The organism is Ornithinimicrobium flavum, from assembly GCF_004526345.1.
Taxonomy (GTDB): Bacteria; Actinomycetota; Actinomycetes; order Actinomycetales; family Dermatophilaceae; genus Ornithinicoccus; species Ornithinicoccus flavus.
This window is the reverse complement of record NZ_CP038213.1, coordinates 150332-175225: the sequence shown is the minus strand read 5'-3', so window position 1 is coordinate 175225 and position 24894 is coordinate 150332. Positions and strand designations below refer to the sequence as shown.

25 protein-coding genes are annotated in these 24894 nt (G+C 74.6%); 3 read left to right on the top strand and 22 right to left on the bottom strand.

The genetic code is table 11. The features are described from left to right. Positions 1 to 12: 12 nt before the first annotated feature. From E3Z34_RS00840 to E3Z34_RS00815, 8 genes are all read right to left on the bottom strand, one after another. Positions 13 to 957 (bottom strand): type II secretion system F family protein, encoded by a 945-nt coding sequence (locus tag E3Z34_RS00840; protein WP_238695279.1) that lies wholly within the window; start codon positions 955 to 957, stop codon positions 13 to 15. Further along, complete coding sequence (locus tag E3Z34_RS00835; RefSeq protein WP_134772082.1) at positions 954 to 1883, bottom strand: type II secretion system F family protein; 930 nt, start codon at positions 1881 to 1883, stop codon at positions 954 to 956. Before E3Z34_RS00835 ends, E3Z34_RS00840 begins: the two co-directional genes overlap by 4 nt. Beyond that, positions 1883 to 3241, bottom strand: a complete 1359-nt coding sequence (locus tag E3Z34_RS00830) for a TadA family conjugal transfer-associated ATPase (RefSeq protein WP_194092426.1) — start codon at positions 3239 to 3241, stop codon at positions 1883 to 1885. The genes E3Z34_RS00835 and E3Z34_RS00830 overlap by 1 nt, the downstream gene beginning before the upstream one ends. Then, positions 3238 to 3768 (bottom strand): hypothetical protein, encoded by a 531-nt coding sequence (locus E3Z34_RS00825; protein WP_134772081.1) that lies wholly within the window; start codon positions 3766 to 3768, stop codon positions 3238 to 3240. The genes E3Z34_RS00830 and E3Z34_RS00825 overlap by 4 nt, the downstream gene beginning before the upstream one ends. Continuing rightward, positions 3753 to 4238, bottom strand: a complete 486-nt coding sequence (locus E3Z34_RS17550; RefSeq protein ID WP_158288565.1) for a hypothetical protein — start codon at positions 4236 to 4238, stop codon at positions 3753 to 3755. Before E3Z34_RS17550 ends, E3Z34_RS00825 begins: the two co-directional genes overlap by 16 nt. Positions 4239 to 4245: 7 nt before the next feature. Beyond that, a complete protein-coding gene (locus E3Z34_RS17545) occupies positions 4246 to 4929 on the bottom strand; it encodes a hypothetical protein (protein ID WP_158288564.1) in 684 nt (227 codons plus the stop codon). Positions 4930 to 5030: 101 nt separating this feature from the next. Beyond that, positions 5031 to 5357: a transcriptional regulator gene (locus E3Z34_RS00820; protein ID WP_134772080.1), complete on the bottom strand. Its 327-nt coding sequence runs from the start codon at positions 5355 to 5357 to the stop codon at positions 5031 to 5033. After that, positions 5354 to 5788 carry a hypothetical protein gene (locus tag E3Z34_RS00815; RefSeq protein ID WP_134772079.1) on the bottom strand — a complete coding sequence of 145 codons (435 nt, stop codon included), beginning with the start codon at positions 5786 to 5788 and terminating at the stop codon, positions 5354 to 5356. The genes E3Z34_RS00820 and E3Z34_RS00815 overlap by 4 nt, the downstream gene beginning before the upstream one ends. Positions 5789 to 5896: 108 nt before the next feature. Here E3Z34_RS00815 and E3Z34_RS00810 point away from each other — a divergent pair, with 108 nt between their 5' ends. After that, a complete protein-coding gene (locus E3Z34_RS00810; protein ID WP_134774658.1) occupies positions 5897 to 6226 on the top strand; it encodes a rhodanese-like domain-containing protein in 330 nt (109 codons plus the stop codon). Positions 6227 to 6317: 91 nt separating this feature from the next. On the opposite strand, the gene E3Z34_RS17915 is transcribed toward E3Z34_RS00810, so the two are convergent. The 11 genes from E3Z34_RS17915 to E3Z34_RS00755 all read right to left on the bottom strand — a co-directional run bounded on the left by E3Z34_RS17915 (position 6318) and on the right by E3Z34_RS00755 (position 15828). Further along, complete coding sequence (locus tag E3Z34_RS17915; RefSeq protein WP_194092425.1) at positions 6318 to 6941, bottom strand: hypothetical protein; 624 nt, start codon at positions 6939 to 6941, stop codon at positions 6318 to 6320. Between the two features lie 62 nt (positions 6942 to 7003). Next, positions 7004 to 7864: an Fpg/Nei family DNA glycosylase gene (locus E3Z34_RS00800; RefSeq protein ID WP_134772078.1), complete on the bottom strand. Its 861-nt coding sequence runs from the start codon at positions 7862 to 7864 to the stop codon at positions 7004 to 7006. Then, positions 7857 to 9014 carry an App1 family protein gene (locus tag E3Z34_RS00795; protein ID WP_134772077.1) on the bottom strand — a complete coding sequence of 386 codons (1158 nt, stop codon included), beginning with the start codon at positions 9012 to 9014 and terminating at the stop codon, positions 7857 to 7859. Before E3Z34_RS00795 ends, E3Z34_RS00800 begins: the two co-directional genes overlap by 8 nt. 10 nt (positions 9015 to 9024) lie before the next feature. Beyond that, complete coding sequence (locus tag E3Z34_RS00790) at positions 9025 to 9561, bottom strand: hypothetical protein (protein WP_134772076.1); 537 nt, start codon at positions 9559 to 9561, stop codon at positions 9025 to 9027. Between the two features lie 48 nt (positions 9562 to 9609). Then, positions 9610 to 9858 carry a hypothetical protein gene (locus E3Z34_RS00785; protein WP_134772075.1) on the bottom strand — a complete coding sequence of 83 codons (249 nt, stop codon included), beginning with the start codon at positions 9856 to 9858 and terminating at the stop codon, positions 9610 to 9612. Further along, the gene (locus E3Z34_RS00780) at positions 9846 to 10355 is read right to left on the bottom strand and encodes a hypothetical protein (protein ID WP_134772074.1); all 510 of its coding nucleotides are present in this window, start codon (positions 10353 to 10355) and stop codon (positions 9846 to 9848) included. Before E3Z34_RS00780 ends, E3Z34_RS00785 begins: the two co-directional genes overlap by 13 nt. Beyond that, complete coding sequence (locus tag E3Z34_RS00775) at positions 10352 to 10936, bottom strand: hypothetical protein (protein WP_134772073.1); 585 nt, start codon at positions 10934 to 10936, stop codon at positions 10352 to 10354. The genes E3Z34_RS00780 and E3Z34_RS00775 overlap by 4 nt, the downstream gene beginning before the upstream one ends. Before the next feature lie 40 nt (positions 10937 to 10976). Next, positions 10977 to 11567: a MauE/DoxX family redox-associated membrane protein gene (locus E3Z34_RS00770; protein WP_134772072.1), complete on the bottom strand. Its 591-nt coding sequence runs from the start codon at positions 11565 to 11567 to the stop codon at positions 10977 to 10979. Continuing rightward, on the bottom strand, positions 11564 to 12283 hold the full coding sequence (locus E3Z34_RS00765) for a hypothetical protein (protein ID WP_134772071.1): 720 nt from the start codon (positions 12281 to 12283) through the stop codon (positions 11564 to 11566). The genes E3Z34_RS00770 and E3Z34_RS00765 overlap by 4 nt, the downstream gene beginning before the upstream one ends. 11 nt (positions 12284 to 12294) lie before the next feature. Next, a complete protein-coding gene (locus E3Z34_RS00760) occupies positions 12295 to 13842 on the bottom strand; it encodes a cell wall-binding repeat-containing protein (protein WP_158288563.1) in 1548 nt (515 codons plus the stop codon). 153 nt (positions 13843 to 13995) lie between these two features. Then, positions 13996 to 15828, bottom strand: coding sequence for a peptidoglycan-binding domain-containing protein (locus E3Z34_RS00755; protein WP_134772069.1), 1833 nt, complete (start codon positions 15826 to 15828; stop codon positions 13996 to 13998). Positions 15829 to 16156: 328 nt separating this feature from the next. On the opposite strand from E3Z34_RS00755, the gene E3Z34_RS00750 reads away from it, so the two are divergent. Then, positions 16157 to 18853, top strand: a complete 2697-nt coding sequence (locus E3Z34_RS00750) for a cell wall-binding repeat-containing protein (RefSeq protein WP_134772068.1) — start codon at positions 16157 to 16159, stop codon at positions 18851 to 18853. A 121-nt stretch (positions 18854 to 18974) separates the two neighbouring features. On the opposite strand, the gene E3Z34_RS00745 is transcribed toward E3Z34_RS00750, so the two are convergent. Next, on the bottom strand, positions 18975 to 19511 hold the full coding sequence (locus E3Z34_RS00745) for a gamma carbonic anhydrase family protein (protein ID WP_134772067.1): 537 nt from the start codon (positions 19509 to 19511) through the stop codon (positions 18975 to 18977). 448 nt (positions 19512 to 19959) lie between these two features. On the opposite strand from E3Z34_RS00745, the gene E3Z34_RS00740 reads away from it, so the two are divergent. Continuing rightward, entirely contained in the window at positions 19960 to 21318 is a 1359-nt protein-coding gene (locus tag E3Z34_RS00740; protein WP_134772066.1) for an amidase, read from the top strand. 73 nt (positions 21319 to 21391) lie between these two features. Here E3Z34_RS00740 and E3Z34_RS18055 read toward each other — a convergent pair whose 3' ends face one another. After that, positions 21392 to 23932 carry a glycosyltransferase gene (locus tag E3Z34_RS18055; RefSeq protein WP_238695278.1) on the bottom strand — a complete coding sequence of 847 codons (2541 nt, stop codon included), beginning with the start codon at positions 23930 to 23932 and terminating at the stop codon, positions 21392 to 21394. Next, positions 23929 to 24894 (bottom strand): WcbI family polysaccharide biosynthesis putative acetyltransferase, encoded by a 966-nt coding sequence (locus tag E3Z34_RS00730; protein ID WP_134772065.1) that lies wholly within the window; start codon positions 24892 to 24894, stop codon positions 23929 to 23931. Before E3Z34_RS00730 ends, E3Z34_RS18055 begins: the two co-directional genes overlap by 4 nt.

Genomic DNA, 24894 nt, shown 5'->3' with positions numbered 1-24894 from the left:
CGGCGGCCCCGCTCACATCGCCTGCTCGCTCATGAGGGCCATGAGCGCGGGGTAGGCGAGGTAGACGAGGAAGCTCACCACGAGCAGCATCTGGGCCACGAGCATCGACTGCGAGCGCTCCCCCTCGTCGCCCTCGGCCTCCGAGAGCTCCTTGCGGCGCATCGTCGTCGCGCGGGCGGTGAGCGAGGCGCGGATCTTGGCGCCGTCGTCGGCGGCGAGCAGCAGCGCCCCGGACAGACTCTCCAGCTCCTCCAGGCCGATGTCCTTGCCCAGCCGCCCCAGGGCCTCCCACGGGGTGGTGCCGAAGAGGCGGGCGTTGGCCAGGGTCTGCCGGATCCGGACGACCGACCAGTGGTCGCTCACCGAGCTCGCGGCGAGGAGCGCCTCGGGCAGGCCGCGGCCGCCGGCGAGGTTCATCGCCACGAGGTCGAGGAAGATGCCGACGGTGCGGCGGAACTCCCGGCGTCGCTTGTCGGCCTCGCTGCGCAGCGACAGGTCGGGCAGGAAGAAGCCGCCGAGCGCCAGGAGCAGGCCGAGGGCGAGCGGGACGCTCGGGCCGACCTCGAGACCGCCGAGCCGCAGCGCCCCCCAGACCAGGGGCGCGGCCAGCAGCATGATGAGGCCGCTGGCGATCTTGGTGGCGAGCATCGCCCCGACGGACCGGTTGAGGATCGTCAGGTCGGCCCGGTGCCGCCGCATCTCCCAGCCGCGGCGGGCCGCCACGACCTCGAGCCGGTCGGCCAGGGCGGTCATGACCGAGCGGCCCCTCGCGCTCATCTCGGCGAAGGAGGTGTCGAACTCGCTCAGCGTGTGGGTCTGCATCGAGCGGGACCCGGCGTCGATGCGCGCCACGACCGTCGCCACCCCGGGCCGGGGCCGCATCCACGCCCGGACGAACAGGTAGAGACCCAGCCCCACGAGGCCGCCGGCCAGCATGGGCCACAGCAGCGGGCTCACCGGCCCGACCCCCGGGTCGGCCCGGCGTCACGGACGTCCTCGAGCATCGCGTCCATGTCGCGCCGCCGGGCGCTGCGGTCGACGACGAGGAAGCGGCTGAGCTTCTGCGGCTGGGACAGCTTGCGCATCCACAGCAGACCGGCGGCGAAGAGCAGCCCCACGACGACGAGGACCAGCTGGCCCTCCCAGCTGGTGTAGGGCTCGACGTAGCGGTCGTTGAAGACCGCCAGGCCGCCCATGACGGCGAGGACGATGATGGTGATGAGCTTGACCGAGCGGCGGATGGAGCGGCGGCTGGCCGCGATCCGGCGGCGCATGTCCAGCTCCTCGCGGGTCGACTGCGCCAGCGCACCGAGCACGTCCCGCAGGCCGGGGCCGCGCAGCCGCGCGTTGAGGACGAGCGCCGAGCAGATGACGTCGGCCGACGGGTCGTCCAGGTCGTCGGCGAAGTGCAGCAGCGCCTCGGGGAGCGGCTCGCGGATGCGCAGCCGGTCGACCAGGAGGTTGAGGGAGGAGCGGATCGAGGGCCCGGCGTTCGCGGCGGTCGCCGGGATCGCCTGCTCCAGGCCGACGGCCCCGGCGATGGTGTCCCGCAGCGACTCGGTCCACGTCGCCAGCGCCTCCAGCTGCGCGATCCCGACGGTCTCGGCGCGGGCGTCGCCGGTCAGCTGGTCCCAGAAGGCGGCGAGCAGCCCCAGCCCGATCCCCGCGACCACCCACTGGGTGAGCAGGATGGTGACCAGCGCCACCCCGACCCCGAGCCCCAGCCGGCCGCTGGCGCCCTTGAGGGTGACGTCGGCGAAGCGGCGGGGGGTGGCGGCGTCCCGCTCGGGCAGCCCGACGACGGCCAGCACCGCGACGAAGATCCCCAGGCCCACGACGGCCCCGGTGAGCACGGGCAGGAGCAGCGCGTAGAGCGAGCCCATCAGTCCCACCGGGCGAAGGGCGTCGGCGTGTAGCCGTAGGGCACGAGGTCGTCGATGCACTCGATCGGCGCCTTGGCCCGGGCGATGCCGTCGGGGCCGGCGGCGAAGACCTCGGAGGAGAGCACCCGGCCGTCGATGCCGGTGACCTCGCGGATGGACTCGACCCCGCGGGCCATCCCTCCCCCGGTGGCGTGGTCGTTGCGCTTGCGCATGAAGACGACGAAGTTGATCGACCCGGAGATGAGCATGTGGGTCGCCTCGACCGGGAGGTTCTCGGCCGCCTGCAGCGCGTAGGTCGCGATCCGGTTGAAGACCTCCATCGAGGAGTTGGCGTGGATCGTGGACAGCGAGCCGTCGTTGCCCTGGCTCATCGCGTTGAGCATCGTGACGATCTCGTCACCCAGCACCTCGCCGACGATGACCCGGGAGGGGTTCATGCGCAGCGAGCGGCGCACGAGTTCGGCCATCGTCACCGCGCCCATGCCCTCGGAGTTGGGCAGCCGCTCCTCGAACGCGACGACGTTGGGGTGCTGGTCCTCGAACTTGTCCAGCCCCAGCTCCAGCGCGCGCTCGACGGTGACGAGGCGCTCGTGCGGCGGGATCTGGGCGGCGAGGGCCCGCAGCATCGTCGTCTTCCCGGAGTTGGTCGCCCCGGCGATCATGATGTTCTTGCGGGCCGCGACGGCGGCCTTGAGGAAGTGCATGACGTCCTCGGAGAAGGTGCCCGTGGCGTGCAGGTCCTCCAGGCTCACCTGCCCCAGGCGCGAGCGCCGGATCGACAGGCTGGGCCGCTGGCAGACACCCATGACGGCCGACAGGCGGGAGCCGTCGGGCAGCCGCAGGTCGAGCTGGGGGTTGGCGGAGTCGAAAGGGCGTGAGGTCAGCCCGACGTTGGCGGCGAGGATCTGGATGAGCTCGATGAGCTCCTCGTCGCTGTCGGCGACCGGCGGCGCCATCTCCTCCCGGCCGTCGGCATACCCGACGAAGACACGGTCGTGACCGTTGATGTCGATGTTCTCGACGTCGCGGTCCTCCAGCAGCGGCTGGAGCCGCCCGACGCCGAAGAGGGCCGCGTGGATCGCCCCGGCGATCTGCTCCTCCTCCTGCGCCGTGGGCGGGACCTTGCCCTCGCTGATCTGGAGGGTGGCGTGGTCCTCGAGCACCTGGACGATGAGGGAGCGGGCGAAGTGCCGCTCGTCCTCGCTGGTCATCGGCGGGCGGCCGGAGACCTCGTCCCGGCGGCGCTGCTGGTTGAGCCGGTCGGCGACCTGCGCCCGCAGCGTGCGAACGAGGGTGTTGAGCGCGGCCAGCTCCTCGGCGGAGCCGGCGCGCATGATGCTCGGCGTGGGCAGGCTCATCGGCCGATCCTCCACTTCCTGCGGGCGCTGCGGCGCTCAGCGCGGGTCTCCTGCGCGTCCGTCCCGGCGACGTCCGCGGCGGGTGCCGCGTCGGCGGCGGGGTCGGTGGCGGTGCCGGGTGTCGCGTCGGCGGTGGTGGTCGGCGTCGCATCGGGGGCGGGGACGGCTGTCGCGTCGGGGGTGTCGGCGGCGGGGCGCTCCGCGCTGCCGGGTATGCCGTCCGCCGGCGCGCTGCGCACGGGACCGACCGCGGCGACCAGGCGCTCGACGAGGCTGCGGCCCGAGCGCACGAGCATGGTCGTCTCGGGTCGGCGGACCGGCTCGCCGTGGAACATCCGCTCGGCGCGGGGGTCCAGGGCGACCTGCCCCAGGTCGAGCACGCCGCGGAGCTCCCCGCGGGCGGTCTCGACGGCGGCCGCCGCCTCCTGCTGCTCCTGGACGTCCCCCAGGGTCACCAGGCCGACCTGCGGGGCGTCCTCCCCCAGCGCGGCGAAGGTCTGGGTGAGCACCGTCAGCCGGTCGCGCATGTGCATGACGCTGGCGGGGGTGGGGCGGACGATCCCGACGACGAGGTCGCTGCGCTGCGCGAGCGCGAACTGCCCGGCCCGGGGGTGAGCTGACCGGCGTCGACCATGACGTCGGCGTCCGGCAGCTCGCGGAAGGCCCGGGCGAGGGTGGGCCAGAGGGCGCCCGCGGCCTCGGACTGCTCCGCGGACTCCAGGCCGACGAGGACGCGCTGGCCGCCGTGGACGACCTGGCTGTGGTCGAGCACCACGCCGGGCGCGAGCCCGTGGCGGGCCAGGGGCAGGAGGGTGAGCAGGCCGGGGTGCTGGGTGAGGGCGACCCCCTGCTCGTCGGGGAGCCGCATGAGCAGGTCGCCGCCGCTGCCGTCGGCGTCGACGAGCAGGGTCTGCCGGGGCCACAGGGCGGCGACGAGCATGGAGGTGCTGGTCACGCCGGGGGCGCCCTTGGCGCTGAAGAAGGTGATCAGGGCCATCGGCGGCTCACTCCGTGCGCCAGTCGACCACCGGCGCGGTGTCCGGCGGCAGGATCGCCAGGGCGGCGGTGCCGGTGGCGCTGGCGGTGATGACGTCGGCGGCGGAGGCCTCGGGGAGAAGCAGGGTCACGTGCAGGGTGTCGCGGGTCTCCGAGACGGGGGTGGCGGCGACGATCTTGGCCGCGGCGACGACCTCCTCGGTCCCGGGGTCGTCGGTGCTGCTGCCCGGCCCGCTCGTGCGGTAGACCCGCACGATGTCGTTGACCTCGAAGCCGTCCGCGGGCCGGCCCACCGTCGGCACGACGACGCCGACCAGCTGCGAGCCCTCGGGGGCCAGGACGGTGGGGGTGAACATCTGGGGCGACACGATCGACCCGGCCGGGATGTGGGTGACGGAGTTGGAGCCGACGAACTGGGGCAGCGAGCTGGAGGGCACCAGCTGTGTGCCCTCCTCGTAGGCGACCTCGATGACGTCGAAGTCGTCCGCCGTCACCGACTGGCCCTGGCGGATGGTGCTCCCGGCCACGAGGACCTCGGTCCGGTCGGCGGTCCGGTAGACCAGCAGCGCGCTGCCCAGCGCCCCGAGAAGGACGAGGAGCAGGGCCAGCAGGGCCAGCGCGGGCCGCCTGTCCCGTGGGCGCGCGGGCAGGCGGTTGCCGGGCGCGCCGGGGCGCGCAGGAGTGGTGCTCATCAGTGGTGTCTCTTCTCCCCCTCCGGCTCAGCGCCGGAGAACAAACCAACTCGGTCCTCGGCCCACTCTAGCCGCCCTCCCGCACGGGTCCGGCCGCTCGCTCACCCCGGCCGGGAGACGTCCTGCCCCTGGGCGAGGAGGGCGAGGGCGGCCATGTGCTGATCCAGCGCCCTCCTCCCGGCCGGGGTGATCTGCACCCAGGCCACCCGTCGGGCGTCCGTCCGCTCGGCGGACGGTGTCTTGCTCACCGTGACGTAGCCCGCCTCCACCAACGCCTTGAGGTGCCGGGAGACCTGCGGCGCCGGCAGCTCCAGGGCGTCCTCGAGCGTCCGGAAAGCGAGCGCGTCCGCGGACCGCAGCAGCCCGCAGATCCGCAGCCGCGCCGGGAAGTGGATCAGCTCGTCGAAGAGCGGCTCCGGCGAGCTCACGCCCCTCGGGCCTCTCGCGCCCACCGGTCCGACACCCGCACCGTGAGGGAGGTGAGCCCGGCCGCCGCCAGCGCCGGCACCATGGCCCAGGCCGCCTCGCCCAGCGACCCCAGGGCCAGCGCAACCGAGTAGAGGACCAGCGTCGCGAGCAGCCACAGGATCGCGAGCGACCACTGCCGGGCGCCGGAGCGGCGCAGCCTGATCCCGGTCCGCGTCCGCACCAGGGAGGCGACGAGGAGGGCCGCGACGAGGGCCAGCAGGTAGCCCGTCGTGCGGTCGGTGACCGGGGCGGACCCGACCCAGAGCCCGACGACCAGGCCCAGTGCGACGGGCGCCCACCAGGGCGTCTGGGTCAGGGACTCCAGGCGCTCGCGGTCGTCCTGCAGCTGCTGGAGGGTGGCGGTGGCGTGCTCGGGGGTCGGTCGGCTCATGGCTCCACCCTAGGCATTTACTTGCATCGTATGCAAGTCACCTGACGCAAGACATTTCTCGGCGGTGGCCGGTCGCCGGGCCCAGGACACAGTGGCAGGATGAGCGGCATGGACGAGCTCCCCGCCACCTCCGTGACCGACCTGCCCGACGACGCCCTCGTGCTCGACGTCCGTGAGCCCGACGAGTGGGCGGCCGGCCACGCCCCGGGCGCGATCCACATCCCCATGGGCGACATCCCGGCCCGCCTGGACGAGGTGCCGGCCGCCGACGAGACCCTGCCCGTCATCTGCCGCAGCGGTGGCCGGTCCGAGCGGACGGTCCAGTGGCTGGTGCAGCAGGGCTTCGACGTCGCGAACGTCACGGGCGGCATGCGCGCCTGGTCCGCCGCGGGCAAGGCGATGACCTCCGAGAGCGGCGAGGAGCCGCGCGTCCTCTGACCTGGTCGATGCAGATGTATCCACTGATCTAGGGAAAACCTGATACATCTGAAGATCTCCGTATCGGGAGGCAGGGCGTGAGTCCGCGCCCTCACGGCGGCGTGAGGATGCGGCCCTGCCAACCGGAGGCCCGTGCCGCCTCCACGGCGGCCGCCCGGTCGCTCGTGTAGTGCACCGTCCCCCGCCCCACCGTGCGCCCCAGTCGCCGCTCGATCTCGTCGTGGACCCGATCAAGGGCCGCGGGGTGGTCGGCGTGCAGCAGGGAGGGAGCGAGCCCGCCCAGGCCGATCCTGGCGAGCTCCGCCCGGGCCTCCTCCACCCCGCCGGGAAGCCCTCGCGCGAGGACGACGACGGGGACGCCACCGGACGCCAGCTGCTCGACGAGCCCCTCGAACGCCGCAGCCGCGCTCCCCGGGTCGTCCCCGGACCCCAGCACGCGCACCAGGGCGTCCAGGTCGAGCACGGCGACCCCGGCCCGCCGGAGGAAGGACGCGACGCGCCAGCGGGGGCCGACGGCCGGCACGACCTTGGCCACCACCACGTCAGCGACCTCCACCCGCACCGGGCCCCGCCGGCCGGTGACCGTGAGCGAGGTCGCGTCCCTCGCGGTGAGCTCCCCGACGACGTCGGTGGCGCGCTCCCCACCCTCGATGAGAGAGCGCACGACGACCCTGGTGCCCAGCGCCACGCCGCCCAGCACCTCGTCCTGCGGCACCGAGCCATCCGACACCTCGTCCTCCGACACCGGACCCTCCGACGGCCCGTCCGGGGGCCGGCTCACTTGAGCAGGCGCGACATACGCCGGTCGGCGAGCAGCTTGCCGCCGGTCTGGCAGGTGGGGCAGTACTGCAGCGAGGTGTCGGCGAAGGAGACCTCCCGCACGACGTCGCCGCAGACCGGGCACGCCTCGCCGGTGCGGCCGTGGACGTTCATCCCGGCCCGCTTGGCGTCCTTGAGCTCCGCGGCGGGCTTGCCCTCGGCCGCCATGATCGCGGCCTCGAGGGTCGTCCGCAGCGCCTCGTAGAGCTCGCCGACCTGCTCGGGGGTCAGGGAGGCGGCGAGCGTGTAGGGCGAGAGCCGGGCGGCGTGGAGCACCTCGTCGCTGTAGGCGTTGCCCACCCCGGCCAGCACCGACTGGTCGCGCAGCACCCCCTTGATCTGGGTGCGCCGACCCTCCAGGATCCCAGCGAGGACCTCCTGGGTGAAGTCCTCGGCGAGCGGGTCCGGGCCGAGGGAGGCGATGCCGCGGACGTCGGAGGGCGAGCGGACGACATACGCCGCCAGGCCCTTCTTGGTGCCCGCCTCGGTGAGGTCGAAGCCGGAGCCGTCGTCCAGCCGCACCCGCAGCGCGATCGGGCTCCGGCCCGGGCGCACCCGCGTCGCGGGCACCTCCTCCATCCACCGCAGCCACCCCGCGCGGGCGAGGTGGAAGATCAGGTGGGTGCCGTCGGCGTCGACGTCGACGAACTTGCCGTGCCGCACCACCGCGTCGACCGGGGCGCCGACGAGGGCGTCCGGCGGGGGGTCGAAGGTCTTGAGCACCGCGATCGAGCCCAGCTCGACGTCGGTGACGACCCGCCCGACCATCCGCCCGCCGAGGAAGTCGACGAGGGCCTGCACCTCGGGCAGCTCAGGCATCCTGCTCCCCCTCCTCGTCCCCACCGGGTATGAGGTCGCCCAGCCCCTCCTGCCGGGGCACCCGGGCGTGGGCCGGGTCAGGCGGCACCGGGCCCTCGGCCTCCGCCCGCCGGGCCTGCGCCCCGACGAGCAGCTGGTGCAGCCCGAAACCGTTGGGCGCCTTGAGCATCGGCACCTCGACCCGCTTGCCGAGCAGCTCGTCGGTCGCCACCGGCAGACCGCTGGACAGCAGCTGCTCCGCCGGGGTCAGCTCGCGGATGCAGATCGCCTCCACGGCCTCCGGGAACTCCTCGGCGAACTGGCCGTAGATGACCGGGTCGTGCTGCCCGTCGTCGCCGACGAGGATCCACCGGACGTCGGGGAAGGTCTCACGAAGCCGGCGCAGCTCCCGCTCCTTGTGCTCCTGCCCGGAGCGGAACCAGCCGGTGTTGGTCGGGCCCCAGTCGGTGAGCAGCAGCGGGCCGACGGGGTAGTCGTGCCGGCGCAGGAAGCGGGTGAGGGCCGGTGCGGTGTTCCACGCCCCGGTCGAGAGGAAGAGCACGGGCATGCCCGGGTGCTCGGCGACGAGCGCGCGGTACATCGCGCCCATCCCCGCGACCGGCTCGCGGACCTGCTCGGAGCGGACGAAGGTGTTCCACCCCGCGATGAGGATGCGGGGCAGGTGGGTGACCATGACGGTGTCGTCGATGTCGCTGACGAGCCCGAGGGGGGTGTCGTCGGCGACGACGAAGACCGAGACCGTCAGGGTGTCGCCGTTGGCCAGCCCGACCTGCACCTCCTGCCACCCCGGCTCCAGCCCGTGGCCGGTGACCTCCACGTCGACGTAGCCGCCGCGGTCGGTCGTCGCGACGTGCTCGGCCTGCCCCGCGCACACCCGGACGGGGACCCCGACGGCGGGGGCGGACAGGAAGTGGCGGAAGCCGCGCTGGGCGATGTCCAGCAGGGAGTCCTGGGCGTGGGTCAGGGCCGTGCGCGTCTCCTCCGGCTCCAGCCGGGACAGCGTGACGCGGGCAAAGACGCGCACCTTCTCGGAGGTGCCGTAGCCGGTGTAGCCGAGCAGGCGCTCATGCCAGCCGCGGCGGCGCAGCTGGGAGTCGATCCGACGACGGACCCCGTCCTCGAGCCGGGCAGCGATGTGCGGGCGCGCCATGACGCTCACCCTAACGCCCGGCCAGGCCCCACGCGGCGGTCAGCAGCAGCACCCCCGCGAGCACCGACCCCGCCCGTTCCAGGAGCCGGGTGTGCCGGGCGAGGAAGGCCTGCCACCCGGGGGCGCCGAGCAGGACGTACTGCAGCACCGCGATCGAGCGGGCCGCGCCGAAGACGGCGCCGAGCAGCACCGCCCAGCCCAGCGGCGGCACGAGCAGCAGCACGAAGGCGGCGGCGAGGTATGACGCGGCGCTGGGCACGAGGGTCCGCCACCCGCAGCCGTACTCCAGGCCGAAGCGGAAGCCGCCGCGCGCCATCCCCTGCTGGAAGACCTCCTGCGGGATGAGCTCGGAGCGCTGCGGCAGCGGCAGCCTGGCGGTGGCCAGGTCGAGGACCACGAGCCCGACGACGACCGCGACGAAGCCCCCGAGGCGGACCGGCTCCGGCACCGGGCTGAGCAGACCGGAGAGGACGCCGAGCGCGAGCCCGGTCGAGAGGCCGCCGAGCGTCGTGCCGGCGGCGAAGGCTGCCCAGAGCGGCAGCTGCACGTGTCGGCCCCGGACCGAGGCCACCAGCGCCCAGGCGCTGTTGACGCCTCAGGTGGAGCCGGACAGCGCCAGGCCGGCGACGACGACGGCGAAGAGGGCGGGGACGACCCAGGCGACGGTGCCGGTCAGGCCGCCGGTCGCCGCGAGGACCGCGACCCCGAGACCGACCCCGCCGAGCAGGAGCAGCAGCGGCAGGGGGTCGGCCGCCCAGCGGCGGGCCACGGGCACGGCCCCCGCGTCCCCGGGGCGGGGTGCGGGCCCGTCGACCTCGTGCTGCCCGGGGGTCAGACCGCCCACGGGCAGATCGTCTTGATGCAGGTGCCGCCGCTGCAGGTCCAGCCGTCGGAGCAGCGCCAGGTGCGGCCGTCGCTGAACTTCCAGTGCCAGGAGTCGTAGATCCCCTGCCAGCACTCGTCGGGCCGGTGGGTGTAGTAGCGCCCGATGCCGGGGGCGTGCTTGTGCCAGGCGACGACGTTGCCGGCGCCGGAGCGGTACTTCCAGCAGCAGCCCTGGTCGGACAGGCACATGACGGACTCGCCGCACTGGATGCCGCGCTCGGTGTGGTCGCGGGCGTAGGTGGCGCACGGGCCGTTGACGGTGTCGGTCCAGTCCTGGAAGAACGCGGCCTGCGCCTGGTCAGTCCCCCGGTTGACCAGGGCGAGCGACCCCAGGCCGACGACGGTGCCGGCGCCGAGCACCCGGGTGAGGAAGCCCCGGCGCGTGGGGCGGCCCCGCAGCCGGTCGCGGAGCCGGCCGGTGTCGGCCTCCGGCAGGTCCTCGAAGCGGATCGTCATGACCTCTCCTCGGTGATCGTCAGCGAGCCGCGGGTGCTGCGCACCCAGCCGGCCAGGTCGGTGTCCTCGTCGGGCAGCAGCGCGGACACCAGGGTGCCCCGCGGGTCGAGCGCGACGAGGTAGGGGGTGGCGGGGACGGCGAGCAGGTCCATGAGGTCGCGCCCCTGCGGCACGCAGGCCACCCGGCCGGCGCCCTGCGCGTCGTCCAGGCCGGGCTCGCAGGAGCCGGTGGAGACCAGGGTGAGGCCGACCGAGCCGGCGGCGACCGACTCCTCGGCGGCCAGCGCGCGCAGGGTGAGCGAGCACGAGGAGCACCCCGGGGAGACGAAGGCCACGACCGTGCGGTGCGCGCCGTCGTGCAGCACCCGGTCGACCACGGTCTCGGGGGCGCGGAAGCCGACCAGCTCGCGGGTGGTGCGGGCGCTGCGGCGGCCCGACCCGCCCGCCGCCGCCGCGCGGTCCCCACCATGCTCGAGCTGACGGGTCAGCAGCGAGACCTGGCGCAGCAGCCCGGCGAGGCCGAGCGCCAGCAGGACGATGGCGACCCAGGCCAGCACGAGGGCGGAGGCGGTGAAGGTCATCACGCACCCCCGGGGAGGGGGAGGACGCTGGCGAGCGGGCTCATCGCGCACCTCCGGGGAGCGTGGTGAGGCTGGCCGGCACGGCTCGGGCGGCGGGCAGGGCGGCGGTGGCGACGGCGAGGGTCAGCCCGGCGGCACCCACGAGCAGGGCCGTCGCCCAGACGGGGGCCGACAGGTCGCTGCCCCCGCCGAGCCGGACGTCGGCCGCCGACCACCCGGGCGTCCCGCCGACCACGGCGAGGCCGGCGAGCCCGGTGAGCAGGGCGGCCCGCACGACGGCCCACGGCCCGACCGGGGTGGTGCCGAGGCCGCACCCGCAGGGGATCTCCTCCTCGCCGCGGGTGCGGCGCACCACGACGAGCAGGTATGCGGTGAAGCCGGCGGCCAGCACGGCGGCCGCGAGCGCGGGCACCAGGACCGGGCCGGCGACCAGCGCGGCCAGCAGGGCCAGCGCGAGCACCACCTCGACCGGGCCGAGGAGGGCGGTGACGGCGCGCCGCGCACCGGCCGGGAGCACGCCGTGGGCGGCCAGGGCCGCGCGCAGCGCCGCCCGGTCACGGAGGTGGGCACCCCCCGAGACCAGCAGGACCAGAGCCACCGCGAGCGCCCCGGCGCCGCCGAGCAGGCTCACGGGACGAGCTCCACGACGACCTCGGAGAGCGAGGTGAGGACGGCGTCGACCGCCTCGTCGGACCCGGGCAGGCCGTAGCTGACGAAGTCGGCGCTCTCGAGGATCCCGTAGCGGTGCATCTCCGCGTCCCCGCTCCGGGTCAGCAGCCCGCCGCGCACCTGCAGGCCGGTGCTCTCCCGCTGCGGGGCGTGCCCGCTCCTGGTGCGGCGCACGTCCAGCAGGTAACCCATCGCCTGCGAGCCGTCGGGGCCGAGCGGGCCGGTGAGCTCGACGACCTGGGCGACGGTCTGGGTGCGGTGCGAGGCCCAGGACGTGCGACCCGTCGGGGTGAGGACCGGCCCGAGGGTGTCGACCTGGACGTCGACGTCGGCCAGGAAACCGGTGAGCTCCTCGACGTCGAGGACCGGCACGGTGTGCCCGAAGAGCACGTGCCCGCCCTCCAGCGCGACCGCCCACCCCAGCCCCTGGGCCGGGTCGTCGTGGAAGCGGCCGTAGCGCAGGGTGCGGCCGCCGCGCAGCCCCACCTCGCGGGCCAGGCCGGTGCCGGTGACCTCGAGGAAGAAGGCGAGGTCGGCCTCCCGGCCGCCGGTCACCTCCATCGCCCCGGCGCCCTCGAGGGACAGGACCCCGATCGAGGTGCCGCCGGGCAGCCCGCTGGCGCCGGGCACGTCGATCCGGACGGCCTCACCGGCGAGCAGTCGGTGCGTGGTCTGCATCTGTCTCCTCCTCAGCCGACGCGCGCGCCGACCTGGTCCATGACGAGCGCGTTGAGTGCCCCGTCGCCGCCGAGCAGCACGCCCGCCCCGGCCTCGAGTCGCGTCAGCGCGGTGGCGGCGGCGCCCGGCAGGCCGTGCGGCCGGCTGAGCAGGACGGGCACGCCCTGCGAGCCGGCCCGGGCGGCACCGACGAGGGCGTCGGGGAAGCTGGCGCCGGTGGCGACGTAGGCCCGGGGGCGCCCCGGGGCGAACTGCTGCGCGACCGCCGCGGCCACGGCATACCGGTCGGTCCCCTGGATCCGGGTGACCCCGCCGGCGGTGCGCCCGCGCAGGTCGGTCACGACGGCCTCGGAGACGGCGCCCGGGCCGCCGACGACGACGATCCGCCCGGGCCGGAGCCGGTCGACCTCGGCCGCGACCACGCCGGAGAGCCGGTCCTGGGGCGTGATGAGCACGGGGGCGTTCTGGGAGCCGGCGAGAGCACCCACGGCCAGCGCGTCGGGGAAGGCCTCCCCGCTGGCGACGTAGAGCACCGGCACGCCGGGCTCGTAGGCCCGGGCCACGCCGGCCGAGACGTCGTAGCGCGTGGCACCCCCGATGCGGGTCGTGGCGCCGGCGTAGGCCGACGCGTCGTCCTGGACCGCCTGCGAGACGGCCCCGGTGCCCCCGAGGACCACGAGCCGGGCGGGCTGCAGCCGCTGCAGCTGGGTGCGGGTCGCGGTGGGCAGCGAGTCGGGTCGGGTCAGCAGGACGGGGGCGTCGAGCCGGCCCGCCAGGGCGGCGGCGCTGATCGCGTCGGGGAAGTTGGCGCCCGTGGCGAGGTATGCGGTGCCGACGCCGGCGGGGTAGGTCGCCGCGATGCGCGCCGCGGAGGCGTAACGGTCGGAGCCGGAGATGCGCGAGACCGGGGCGGTGCGGCAGGTGTAGATCTGCAGGTTGTCGATGTCCCAGGTGGTGGCGGCCCCGGCCTTGGAGCGGTGCTCGAACCAGGCGCCGAGCCAGCCGTTCTCGTCGTCGGTGGCGGCGGTGATGTCGTGCACGCGCCCGCGCCACGAGCCGGACGTGCCGACCCGCAGGTCCACCGAGTTGACCTGCAGCCGGGTGTAGGCCGAGTCGCCCTGGGTGCTGCGGGTGGCCAGGGCGAACATCGTGCGGTCGCCCACCCGGCCCTGGACGTAGGGCAGGAAGAGGTGGTCGGCGACGTCGCCGGAGCTGACGGCGGCCCGGGCCGCGCTCCCGCCGTCGAGGCCGGGCGCGGACACCCACCCGTTGTTGAACTGCGGCATGGGCAGACCCTCGTCGAGGGAGTTCGAGGCGACCCGACGCAGCCGGGTCATGCCCTCGGGGCAGGGAGCCTGGCCGTTGAGGTCACCCGTCCACGTCACGGCGGTGGCGGTGGCCGCCGGGGCGTGGGAGGCGGCCATGCTGCGGCCCGCTGCGTCGTCCGCACCCGCGCCGGCCCCCGGCAGGAGCGTCGCGGCTCCGAGGGTGAGCGCAAGCGCCGAGCCGAGGGCCCACCGGAGGCGGGCACCGGGCGGCACTGCCCTGGTCCTGGTCATCTCGTCCCCTCGCATCCCGGCGCAGCCCCTCGACCGCGCCTGCAGAGGGAACGTTACGGGACACCTCCGACGTTGCCTAGACCTGCGCGGTGTGTCCTGCCGATCTGGTGGGAGGTCGATGGTCCTGGGTCGGCGTCGGCGGGTGGTCGGGCGTCAGCGGTCGGCGTTGGCGAGCGAGGCCTCGAAGGCGGCGGCGTCGGCGGCAGCCTTGTCCGCTGCAGCCTCCTTCTCGGCGGCCTCCTTCTCGGCCCGCTCGCGCTCGCGCTGCGCGGCCAGGCCCGGCGCGCCGGGAAGGATCCCGGCCTCGATCGCGGCCGCCTCGACCGCGACCCAGGTCGGGCCGTCGACGACACCGGTCGGCTCCAGCCCGGCCGCTTCCTGGACCTCGCGGACCGCGGCGGCGGTCTTCGGCCCGAAGTCGCCGTCGACCTCCACGTCCAGCAGCCGCTGCAGCACGGTCACCGCCCCGCCGGCGTAGGGCAGGGTGCCGTCCTCGGCGGGGGCGAGCCGGACCTGGTCGGGGTCGGCGGCCAGGTCGAGGTCTCCCTCGGCCACCTCCACGTGCCGCACGGCGATCGTGGGGTGCGTGGCCCGCTCGAGCATGAGCCAGGTCAGCGGGGTGACGGCCGCGGGGGCGTCCTCGCCGCGCCGCTCCGCCTGGGCGGCCAGCACCGGCACCGTCTCCTCCCACTCGCGCAGGGCCTCCGCGGTCAGGGGGCCGAAGGCGCCGTCGGGCTCGGCGCCGAGGGCCTCCTGCAGCACGACGACGGCCGGGCCTTCGTCACCCTCGGTGAGCGTGGTGCGCAGGTAGGGGGTGAAGGGGGTCAGCTCCCACGGCTGGGGCAGGGCGGCCCGCAGGTCCTCGGGGACCGGGTCGGTCTCCCAGCCCTGCAGGGCGGCGGTGGTCCAGGTGTCGGCGAGGCCGGTGACGGGCAGCTCGTTGGCCATCTGCCAGGCGACCAGCCCGGCGCGGGTGTCCTCGTCGAGCTCGCCGGTGACCTCGACCCCGAGCATCTGCTGGACGGCGGCCAGGCCGCCCTCGGGGTTGCCCAGCGCACGGGGGGCGCCGGTGGCCGGGTCGCAGGTGTCCATGCGCAGGTAGGCGCGGGGGGCGGCATACCCCTCGGGTGTCGGGCACGGACCCAGGTCAACGTCGGCGTCGTCGAGGGCGACGCCGGTCCACCACGAGGTGCGCGCCTGCGCACCGTCGAAGGTGAAGGCGAAGTGCACGTGGTCGTCGTGCGGGTGGCCGGCGTAGTGCTGCCAGCCGTTCCACCGGTCCCAGACCTGGAAGTTCCAGATGATGTTCTCGATGCCGAAGCGGGCGGCCATCTCACCGTCGTTCTCGGTGAGCCAGAGGATGGCCGAGTCGGCGATGCGCCGGTCCATCGGGTCGTAGGCCGAGACCGGCCAGTCCAGGGCGCGGCCGTCGTGATGGAAGCTCATGTAGTCGACGCAGGGCCGGGAGCCGAAGTAACCGGGGCGCTCGTAGTGGGTGAACACGAGCATCGCGAAGGCGGTGATGCCCGGCTGGTCGGCTGGGTCGCAGGAGACCTGACGCACGAAGGGGCCGAGGTCGTCGACCTCCTCGGGAAGGTTCTCGTTCTCCGGCGGCGCGGGCACGGGGTAGGTCTCGTCGCCCAGCAGGGGGAGGAAGGTGGCCGGTCCGGTGCCGTGCCCGCCGGCGATGAAGCCGTCGACGACGTAGAGACCGTTGTTCGGCGGGGGTGCCGCCGGCTGGGCCGCCCCGCCGTCCACGGGCCCGGGAGCCGGTGCGGGGGTGCCCACGGGCGGCGCGGGAGCCGGGGGAGCCGGGACCGTGGCCTGGTCCGCGGGCACGCCCTGGGAGGTGTCGGCCGGCGCGCCCAGGCCCCCCGGGGTGGTGCTCGCCTGGGCAGGGGTCCCCACCGCGAGCAGGACGGCGGCCAGCGCCATCGCCGAGCCTCGTCGCGGACCGAAGCCCCAGCGGTCCGCGCCCCCTGGCATACCCATCCTGAACCTCTCACGACCATCGTGGACGACTGACGGGCGCTCACGTCGCACCCGGTACGGACCGACACTATGCCCCGGTCCCGCGATCCGCCATACCCGAGACGAAATCTTCACCAACTATGGGCGAAGTGTCAGTGATCTGTCGCCACACGAGCCACATGCGTGCCACCAGCAACACCCCCAAGGGTGAAGTGTCCACGGACACCGGACCGTTCACCGACCAGACCCCCAAGGACTGTTCCGTCCTGTCGGGGGCATGGGCTAGGTTCGATCGCGCACGACCCCCGACCCCCAACCCGTGTCCTCCAGAGGAGACCTGTCAATGAAGACACCCCCAGTCGCGCGACGCCGCGCGATGGTGACGGCGTCCGTGGCCCTGGCGATGATCGGCAGCAGTGCCGTGACGCTCAGCGCGACGGCGGCCCCGGCACCGACCGCACCCCCCGAGACGCAGGCCCTCACGGCCGACCGCATCTTCGGCTCCGACCGCTACGCCACCGCGGCGGCCGTGGCCCGAGCCTTCCCCGGCAGCACCGACACCGTGGTCGTCGCTACCGGCCAGGACTTCGCCGACGCCCTGACCTCCCAGGCCGGCCCGGCCGCGCTCGGCGCCGCCAGCGCGCTGGAGCCGGCGTCGACGCCCTCCGCGGGTCTGCCCGTCCCCAAGCTGCTGACCCGCACCGACAGCCTGCCCTCGGTGACCGCCGACGCCCTGGCCGACCTCGCGCCGACGACGATCGTCGTCGTCGGTGGCACCGGTGCCGTCTCCGCAGCCGTCGAGGCCGAGCTCGCGGGCTACGCCGACGAGGTCGTCCGCATCGGTGGCGCCAACCGTTACGAGACCTCCGCCATGATCGCCATGGGCTACCCCGTCGGGCTGCCGGTGCTCTACGTCGCCACGGGTGCGGACTTCCCCGACGCACTGGCCGCCGGGGCGCGTGCCGGCCGGGACGGGGCCCCGGTCCTGCTGACCCGCCCCGACCGGCTCAGCGGCGTCACCGCCGAGGCCATCGAGGCGCTCGCCCCGCAGTCGGTCGTCGTGCTCGGTGGCTCCGGTGCCGTCTCCGACGCGGTCGTCGACGCCATCGCCGAGCTGGTCCCGGAGACCAGCCGCGTCGCCGGCGTCAACCGTTACGAGACCGCCGCCATGGTGGCCGCGTCCTACGAGTACGACACGGACGCCTTCGTGGCGACCGGCCTGGACTACCCCGACGCGCTCACCGGTGGGGCGCTCGCGGCCCACTTCGACGCCCCGGTCGTGCTCTCCCGCAAGGAGTCCCTGCCCTCCGTGTCGCACGGCGTGCTGGACATCCTGTCCCCCGAGGCGGTCACCCTCCTCGGTGGCACCGGCGCCCTCAGCGCGGGTGTCGAGCAGAGCCTCGACGGCCAGATGCCGCTGTGGCAGGACGAGATGATCGTCCAGATGCTCTCCTTCAACGACTACCACGGTCACATCGAGGAGGAGGACGGCAAGCTCACGGCGACCCAGGACCCGGAGCAGAACCTCGTGGGCGGCGCGGTCAACCTGGCCACCACCCTGGAGATGCTGCGCACCCGCTCCTACGACGACAAGACGCTGACCGTCGCCGCGGGTGACCTCATCGGTGGCTCCACCTTCATCTCCGGCCTCTTCCAGGACGAGCCGTCCGTGGAGACCCTCGAGGTCGCGGGCCTGGACATCTCCAGCGTCGGCAACCACGAGTTCGACGAGGGCGTCGAGGAGCTGCTGCGTATGCAGCACGGCGGCAACCACCCCGAGCTCGGCCAGTTCGGCGAGGAGCCCTACGACGGCGCCGACTTCCAGTGGCTCGCCGCGAACGTCGTGGACAAGGAGACCGGTGAGCCGATCCTGCCCGCGACCGAGGTCCGCGAGATCGAGGGGGTCAAGGTCGGCTTCATCGGCATGACCCTCGAGGAGACCCCGACGCTGGTCTCCCCCGCTGGGGTGGCCAGCGTCGACTTCCTCGACGAGGTCGAGACCGCCAACGCCCAGGCGGCCGCCCTGCTCGAGGAGGGTGTCGAGTCCATCGTCGTGCTCGTGCACGAGGGCGGTTACCAGACCGGCACCTACTACGGCTGCGAGGGCATCTCCGGCCCGATCGTCGAGATCGCGGAGAGCCTCGACCCGGCCATCGACGCCGTGGTCACCGGGCACACCCACCAGCCCTACGTCTGCGACATCCCGGACCCGGAGGGTGCGTCCCGCCTGGTGACCAGCGCCAACCAGTACGGCCGCGTCGTCACCGAGACCGCGCTGTCCGTCAGCCGCACCACCGGTGACGTCCTGCGCGACCGGGCGTGGGCCGACAACAACCTCGTCCTCCAGTCCGTCCCCGACCACCCGCAGATGGTGCAGGTCGTGGAGAAGTGGGCCGCGATGGCCGAGGTGCTCGCGGGCCGCGTCGTCGGCACGGTCGCCGAGGACATCACCGGTGACGCCGGTGGTGACCGCGGCATCGAGACGCCGATGGCGAACCTCGTCGCGGACGCCATCCTCGCCGCCACGGAGGCTCCTGACGCCGGTGGTGCGCAGATCTCCTTCATGAACGTGGGCGGTGTGCGCGACAGCCTGCTCGTCGACGAGATCAGCAACGACGAGGAGGAGGGCGAGGTCACCTACCAGGAGGCCTACAACGTCATGCCCTTCGGCAACATCCTGGTGTCGATCGACATGACCGGCGCCCAGATCAAGACCGCGCTGGAGCAGCAGTACATCCCGGAGCGGGGTCGTCAGTACCTCGCCCTGGGCGTCAGCGAGGGCTTCACCTACACCTGGGACAACAGCCAGCCCCAGAACGAGAAGGTGAGCAACATGCGGCTCGACGGTGTCCCGCTGGCGATGGACACCACCTACCGCGTCTCGACGCTCAACTTCCTCCAGGAGGGCGGCGACATGTTCACCGGCTTCACCGCAGGCACCAACCTGCTCAGGGGTCCGGAGGACCTCGCCGCGCTGGTGGCCTACCTCGAGGCCAATCCGGGTCTCACCGCTCCTGGGGACCGCGTCGCCGGTCTCTGAGCCGATCGGTCACCGGGCCCGACAGGGCCTGACGACCTGACGAGGGGCCGCTGCCTACGGGCAGCGGCCCCTTCGTTCTGGGCGAGGGTCCTGCGGGTGGGTCCGCGGCCGGCCGCGGAGCTCAGGCCTCCTGGAGCGCCTCGCGGTGCATCGTGGCCAGGCCGGGGTAGTGGCCGATCCCCTCCCGCAGCCCGGCCCGCTCCTCCTGCGTGAGCTCACGGCGGACCTTGGCCGGGACCCCGGCGACGAGGGAGCCGTCGGGGATCTGCATACCCTCCAGCACGACGGCCCCGCCGGCGACCAGGCAGGAGGCGCCGACCGACGCGCCGTTCATCACGACCGCGCCCATCCCGACGATGGTGCCGCTGCCGACGGTGCACCCGTGCAGCACGGCGCCGTGACCGACCGAGACGTCGTCGCGGATCACGGCCGGGAAGCCCGGGTCGGCGTGCACGACGACGTTGTCCTGGAAGTTCGCGCGCTCGCCGACGGTGATCTGCTCGCGGTCGCCGCGCAGGGACGCGCCGTACCAGACGCTGCTCCCCGCCCCGATCGTCACGCTGCCGCTCACCACGGCGTGCGGGGCGATCCAGGCGTCGGGGTCGATCTGCGGGCGTCGGTCGCCGAGGGCGAGCACCAGGCCGTGGTGGGTGGACACGTGGTTCCTCCAGTGGGTTGTGCGGGGCGGCGGTCGCGGCCGACGACCTGTGCACCCCAACCTGACATATGCGCGGGCTCTATCCCGTGCACACGTCGGTCTCGGGTGCACAGGTCGGCGAAGGCGGGCGCGCGCGTCGGACCCGGTGTGACCTTGGCGACACGTCGCCCGCCCCGCCCGGAACCATGCCAGGAAACGTCCAGCGATGACCTAGGATTCAGACAGTCATCGGCTCGGCTGGTCCGGTGACCTGCAGGGGTGGGAGCACTCGCGGGACACGAGACGTCCTGCCCTGCACGATCCTGGTTGGGACAACGGGATCCCAGCACGTCAACGAGCCCCCGGCGCCTCATGGCCCGGGGGCTCGTTCGCAGGGCGGTGTCGGCCGCCTCGGCCGTTCCCGCGGCCACCCGGCACCCCCGCGCGGCGGCGCGGCTACGGTGCAGCCATGGACCTCGCCCGCCTTCCCGCCACCGAGCTCTCCGCCCTGTATGCCGCGGGCGGGACCACCCCGCTCGAGGTCCTCACCGCGGTCGAGGAGGTCATCGACGAGCGGGAGCCCGAGCTCAACGCGCTCTGGGTCCGGGACGACCCCGCGCAGGTGCTCGCGCAGGCCCGGGCGGCGACCGACCGCTGGCGGGACGGCGAGCAGCTCGGGCCGCTGGACGGCATACCCCTCACCCTGAAGGAGAACGTCGCGCGGGCCGGGGTCCCCATGCCCGCCGGCACGGCCGGGGTGGAGCCCGTCGTGCCGACGACCGACGCGCCGGTCACGCGGCGGGCGCGCGAGGCGGGCCTGGTCGTCGTGGGTTCCACGACGATGCCGGACTGGGGCATGCTCTCCTCGGGCCACTCCAGCCGGCACGGCCGGACGATCTCGCCGCTGGACCCGGCATGGGGGACGGGTGGATCTAGCTCGGGGGCGGGGGTGGCGGCGGCGGCCGGCTACGGGCCGTTGCACGTCGGCACCGACATCGGCGGGTCGATCCGGCTGCCCGGCACCTGGCTGGGGCTGACGACCCTGAAGCCCAGTGCGGGCCGGATCCCGTTGCACGCTCCGTACCTCGGCCGCGTCGCCGGGCCGATGGCGCGCTCGGCCGCCGACTGCGCCCTGCTCCTGCGGGCGCTGGCCGGCCCGGACCCGGTGGACTGGACGAGCCTGCCGGCCCAGGACCTCGACCCGGACACCACGCGGCTGGACGTCTCCGGGCTCCGGGTCGCGGTCTGGAGCGAGCCTGGCTGTGGCGTGCCGCCCGAGGACGAGGTGGTGGGGGTGGCGCGGTCGGTGGCGGACCGGTTCGCCGACGCCGGGGCCGAGGTCGTCGAGATCGGGCCGTGGCTGACCCAGGACGTGCTGGACGGGATCGACCTCTTCTGGCAGGCGCGCAGCTGGGCCGACCTGTCGCGTCTCGACGCGGACGTGCAGGCACGGGTGCTGCCCTACGTCGCGGACTGGGCACGACGCGCGTCCGACGCGACCGGCACGGACGTCGTCGACGCCTACCACTGCTTCGGGCAGCTGCAGGCCGCGACGGTCGCCGCCTGGGCCGCGGCCGGTGACCCGGACCTGCTGCTCTCGCCCGTTGCCCCCTGCGCGGCGCCCCCGGCCGAGCTGATGATGCCCTACCCCGAGCAGGGCATGGGCCACATCAACTTCACCGTCCCGTGGAACATGACCGGTCAGCCCGCCGGCACCGTCGACGCCGGGCGGATGCCGGACGGTCGCCCGGTGGGGGTGCAGGTGGTGGGCCGCCCGTTCGACGACATGGGGGTGCTGCGGGCGCTCGCGTGGCTGGAGCAGGGCTGACGCTCATGTGCCGGTATGCGGGTCATGTGCCGTCGAGAACGACGCATGGCCCGCACAGGGGCACATGGGCCCCTCAGCGCGACCAGCGCTGACGCCAGCGCTCGACCATGACCTCCCGCGGGACGGGCTCGGTCCAGTCGGCGGGCAGCCACTCGCCTGCTGCGCCGGCGGCCTCGCCCGCGCCCTCAACCTCCCCCGCGGCGGCCTTGCCCGCCGGACCGCCGCCCGCCGCCATCAGCCGGCTGCGACCGGCCGAGCGGGTCCCCGTTACGCGCACCCCCGAGGCACGATCGGCGACCAGCGGTGAGGCGCCCGGCTCCAGAGTGCCGGTGAGGTCGCCCGGGTAGGGCGTCCACGGGAGCCTGACCACCGCCGTCGGCGCGGTGACCTCGACGAGCGCGCGGGCCCGGGCCAGGACGAGTGCGGGCGGTTGACCGGCGTGCACCCGCGTATCGGCGGGCAGCGCCGGGGACCCCGCCGTCACCCACACGCCGACGTCCCCCTGCCGCAGCAGCGACTCCACGACGACGGTGAGCTGGCCCTCCGTCCACCCGGCCGCGTGCACGACCACGACGACGTCCGGCTGCGTGTGCGTCCAGCCCTCGCCGCGCACGAGCGGGTGCGGGAGGAGCGGGGCGAGCCGGGTGGTCTCGCCGTTCTTCACCTCGGCCACCCGGGCCGGGTCCGCCCCCGCGCGGCCGGCGAGGTCGAACCCGTCGTGCCAGGCGACGGCCTCGGGGACGTGACGCAGGTCGGCGCCGGAGAGCCAGCAGCGCCAGCCCAGCTCCCAGTCCTCGCCGCCGTACCCGGTCAGCGCCTCCTCGAACCCCCCGAGCACGTCCCACACCGCACGGCTCAGCGCCATCACGGCCGAGATAATGAAGCGGTAGGACGTGTCGTCCGCGGCGCGCAGGTCGTCGCTGGCGCGGTAGCCGTCGGCCAGCCACGCCGGCTCCTCCAGCGGCTCGGCCGGCGGCCAGGCGCGGACCTGGCCGGCGCGGCCACCCTCGCCGGTGAGCACGGCATGGCGACGGCGACCGAGAGCGAGGGCCGGCGAGGCGAGGCAGACCTGCTGGAGGGCGGCGACATACCCGTCCTCCGGCACCGTGTCCCCGTCGAGGAAGCACAGCACCCGGCCGTGCGCCGCGCGGGCGCCGAGGTTGCGGGCGGCGGCGGCGCGGAAGCCGGCCCGCTCCTGGCGGACGACGCGCACCGACGCCACCGCGCCCCGCGCGTCCGGGCGGTCGACGCCGGGGCCGGCGCCCACGTCCGGGGGCTCGGGCGACCCGTCGTCGGCCACGACGACCTCGAGGCCCCCGGCGACCCCGGTCTGCGCTGCCAGACGGTCGAGGATGAGGTCGAGCAGCGCCTGGCCGCGGTAGTACGGGACGACGACCGACACCGCCGGCCGGTCCGCGACCTCCCGCAGCGCCTGCGCCGACTCCGCCCAGCTCGGGCCGAGCCTCACCCCCGGGTCGAGCCACGTCGGGTCCCCCTCATCCCCGCCCCCCTCAACTCGACCGGACGCGCGTTCCTGACGGTTTTCCACAGGGCCCGACCGGGTGAGGGCGTCGGTGATCGCGGCGGCGAGGGCGGGGACGACGTCGTCGGACGGACCGACGGGTATGAGGTTGAGCGCGCCGGGGAGGCGCTCGGCCAGCTCGTCGGCGTAGCGGGAGGACAGGACGAGGGGGCGGCGGCGGGCGGTGAGCCAGGTGGCGATCGAGCCGGAGGCGGACAGGTGGCGGTGGGCGGCGACGGGCACGCTCGCCGCGGCCAGCAGCCCGGGCAGCTCGGCGTCGTCGACCCACCCGCTGGTCGACCAGCGGATCCCTGCGGCCTCGGCCCGCGCGGCGAGCGCGTCGATGAGGTCCTCGTGCCCGTCCGAGGCGCGACCGAGGTTGCGCACCTCCAGGCGCCGTCCTGCCAGCCGGGGGTCCCGCGCCGCGAGGGCGGTCGCGTCGATGACCTCCTCCAGGCCCTTGCCCGGGTAGACGAAGCCGAGGGTGACCACGGTGAGCGGCTCCGCGGCCGCCTGGGCCTGTGGAAAACCGTCAGGAACGCGCGTCCGGTCGGGGTGGGGGGCGTCGGTGGCGGCCTGGGCCTGTGGAAAACCGTCAGGAACGCGCGTCCGGTCGGGCTGGGGGGCGTCCTCGATGGGCAGGGGTATGACGTGCGTCCGGCTCAGCACCACGCCGGCCACCTCGGGGCGCGCCCACCGCAGGACCGCCGCGAGGAGGAGCCGCTCGTGCCGGCTGGCGACGACCACCTCGTCGGCGGAGGCGGCGAGCGCGGCGTAGAGGGAGGAGCGGGCGCGTCGGGAGCGGCCGTCGGAGCGCTGGGGCAGGTCGTGGAGCACCACGGTCAGCCGGGCGACGCCCCCGGTCACGCGCCGCCAGGCCGCCAGCGCGGCATCCGCGTCGCCGGCGAGCACCCGGTCGGTGACCTGCACCGCGACGACACGGCCGGCGAGCGCACCGTCATCGAGCTCGTCGAGCCGCTCGCAGCGCAGCACCTCGACACCGTCCCGGGCCAGATGCTCCTGCAGCGCCGTCCCGTGACGCACGACCCCGTGCCGCTCCGGCCCGGGGACGACGTGCAGGAGTGTGCTCACGGCGTCCATCCCAGCCGCCGCAGCACCTCGCCCTTCTTCTCCACCCCGACCTCGACGACCCGGGGGTGGGTGGCGTAGAACTCCTCGTGCGCCGCCCCGACCTCCTCGTCGGAGACCTCCTGCCCGCCGACGACCCAGTGCTCGCGGGCGCCGGTGACGTCGAGCCCGAGGGCGTCGAGCACCCCGGCCCGCAGCGGCGTCCTCACCTCGGGCAGCAGCACCCGCCCCGGCTCGGCGACCCGCCCTCCGGCGCCGATCTCGTCGAGCACCCGCTGGGCGAGGGCGAGCAGGACGGGGTTGCCGGGGTGGTCGACGGTCCAGCCGGCCTCCGGGCCGACCTCCCGCACCACGTCGCTGATGACCAGCGACCCCTGCTCGCGCTCGCGCCGCCCCAGCTCGGCCAGCGACGCCTCGGCCCCCTCCCGCACCGCCTGCGCCGGCACCTGCGCCGGTCCGGTCCAACCGGCGGCGGCGCCGAGGCGGCGGACGTCGTGGTACGGCACCACGGGCGGGTCGCTCACCCCCTCGTCCTCGTGCCGCACGAGGACCTGCTCGGGGTAGAGGACGGTCGAGAAGTAGTTGGGCAGCCGGACCACCCGGGCGTCCGCCCGCATCCGCGCGCCGATCTCGCCCGTCCCCAACGGCAGACCGCGGTAGCCGTCAGCGACGGCCTGGGCGGCCACGACCTCGGCCCACCCCAGCAGTCGCTCCAGGTGCGGCAGGTCCTCCTCGGTCAGCTCGTGGACCGGGGGCATCCGGACCGACCGGACGGTGCCGGCGGTCCCGAGGCAGACCCGCAGCGCCTCCGCCTGGCAGTTGCCGTAGACCGCGAGGCGCGGTCCCTCCCCGGACGCGGGTATGCCGTCCCCGCCCGGCCCGGCGGCGCCATACCCGTGCTCCTCACCCGGGAGCGGCTCCAGCCCGTAGAAGACCCCGTAGTGCCGACGCCGACCCTCGTCCAC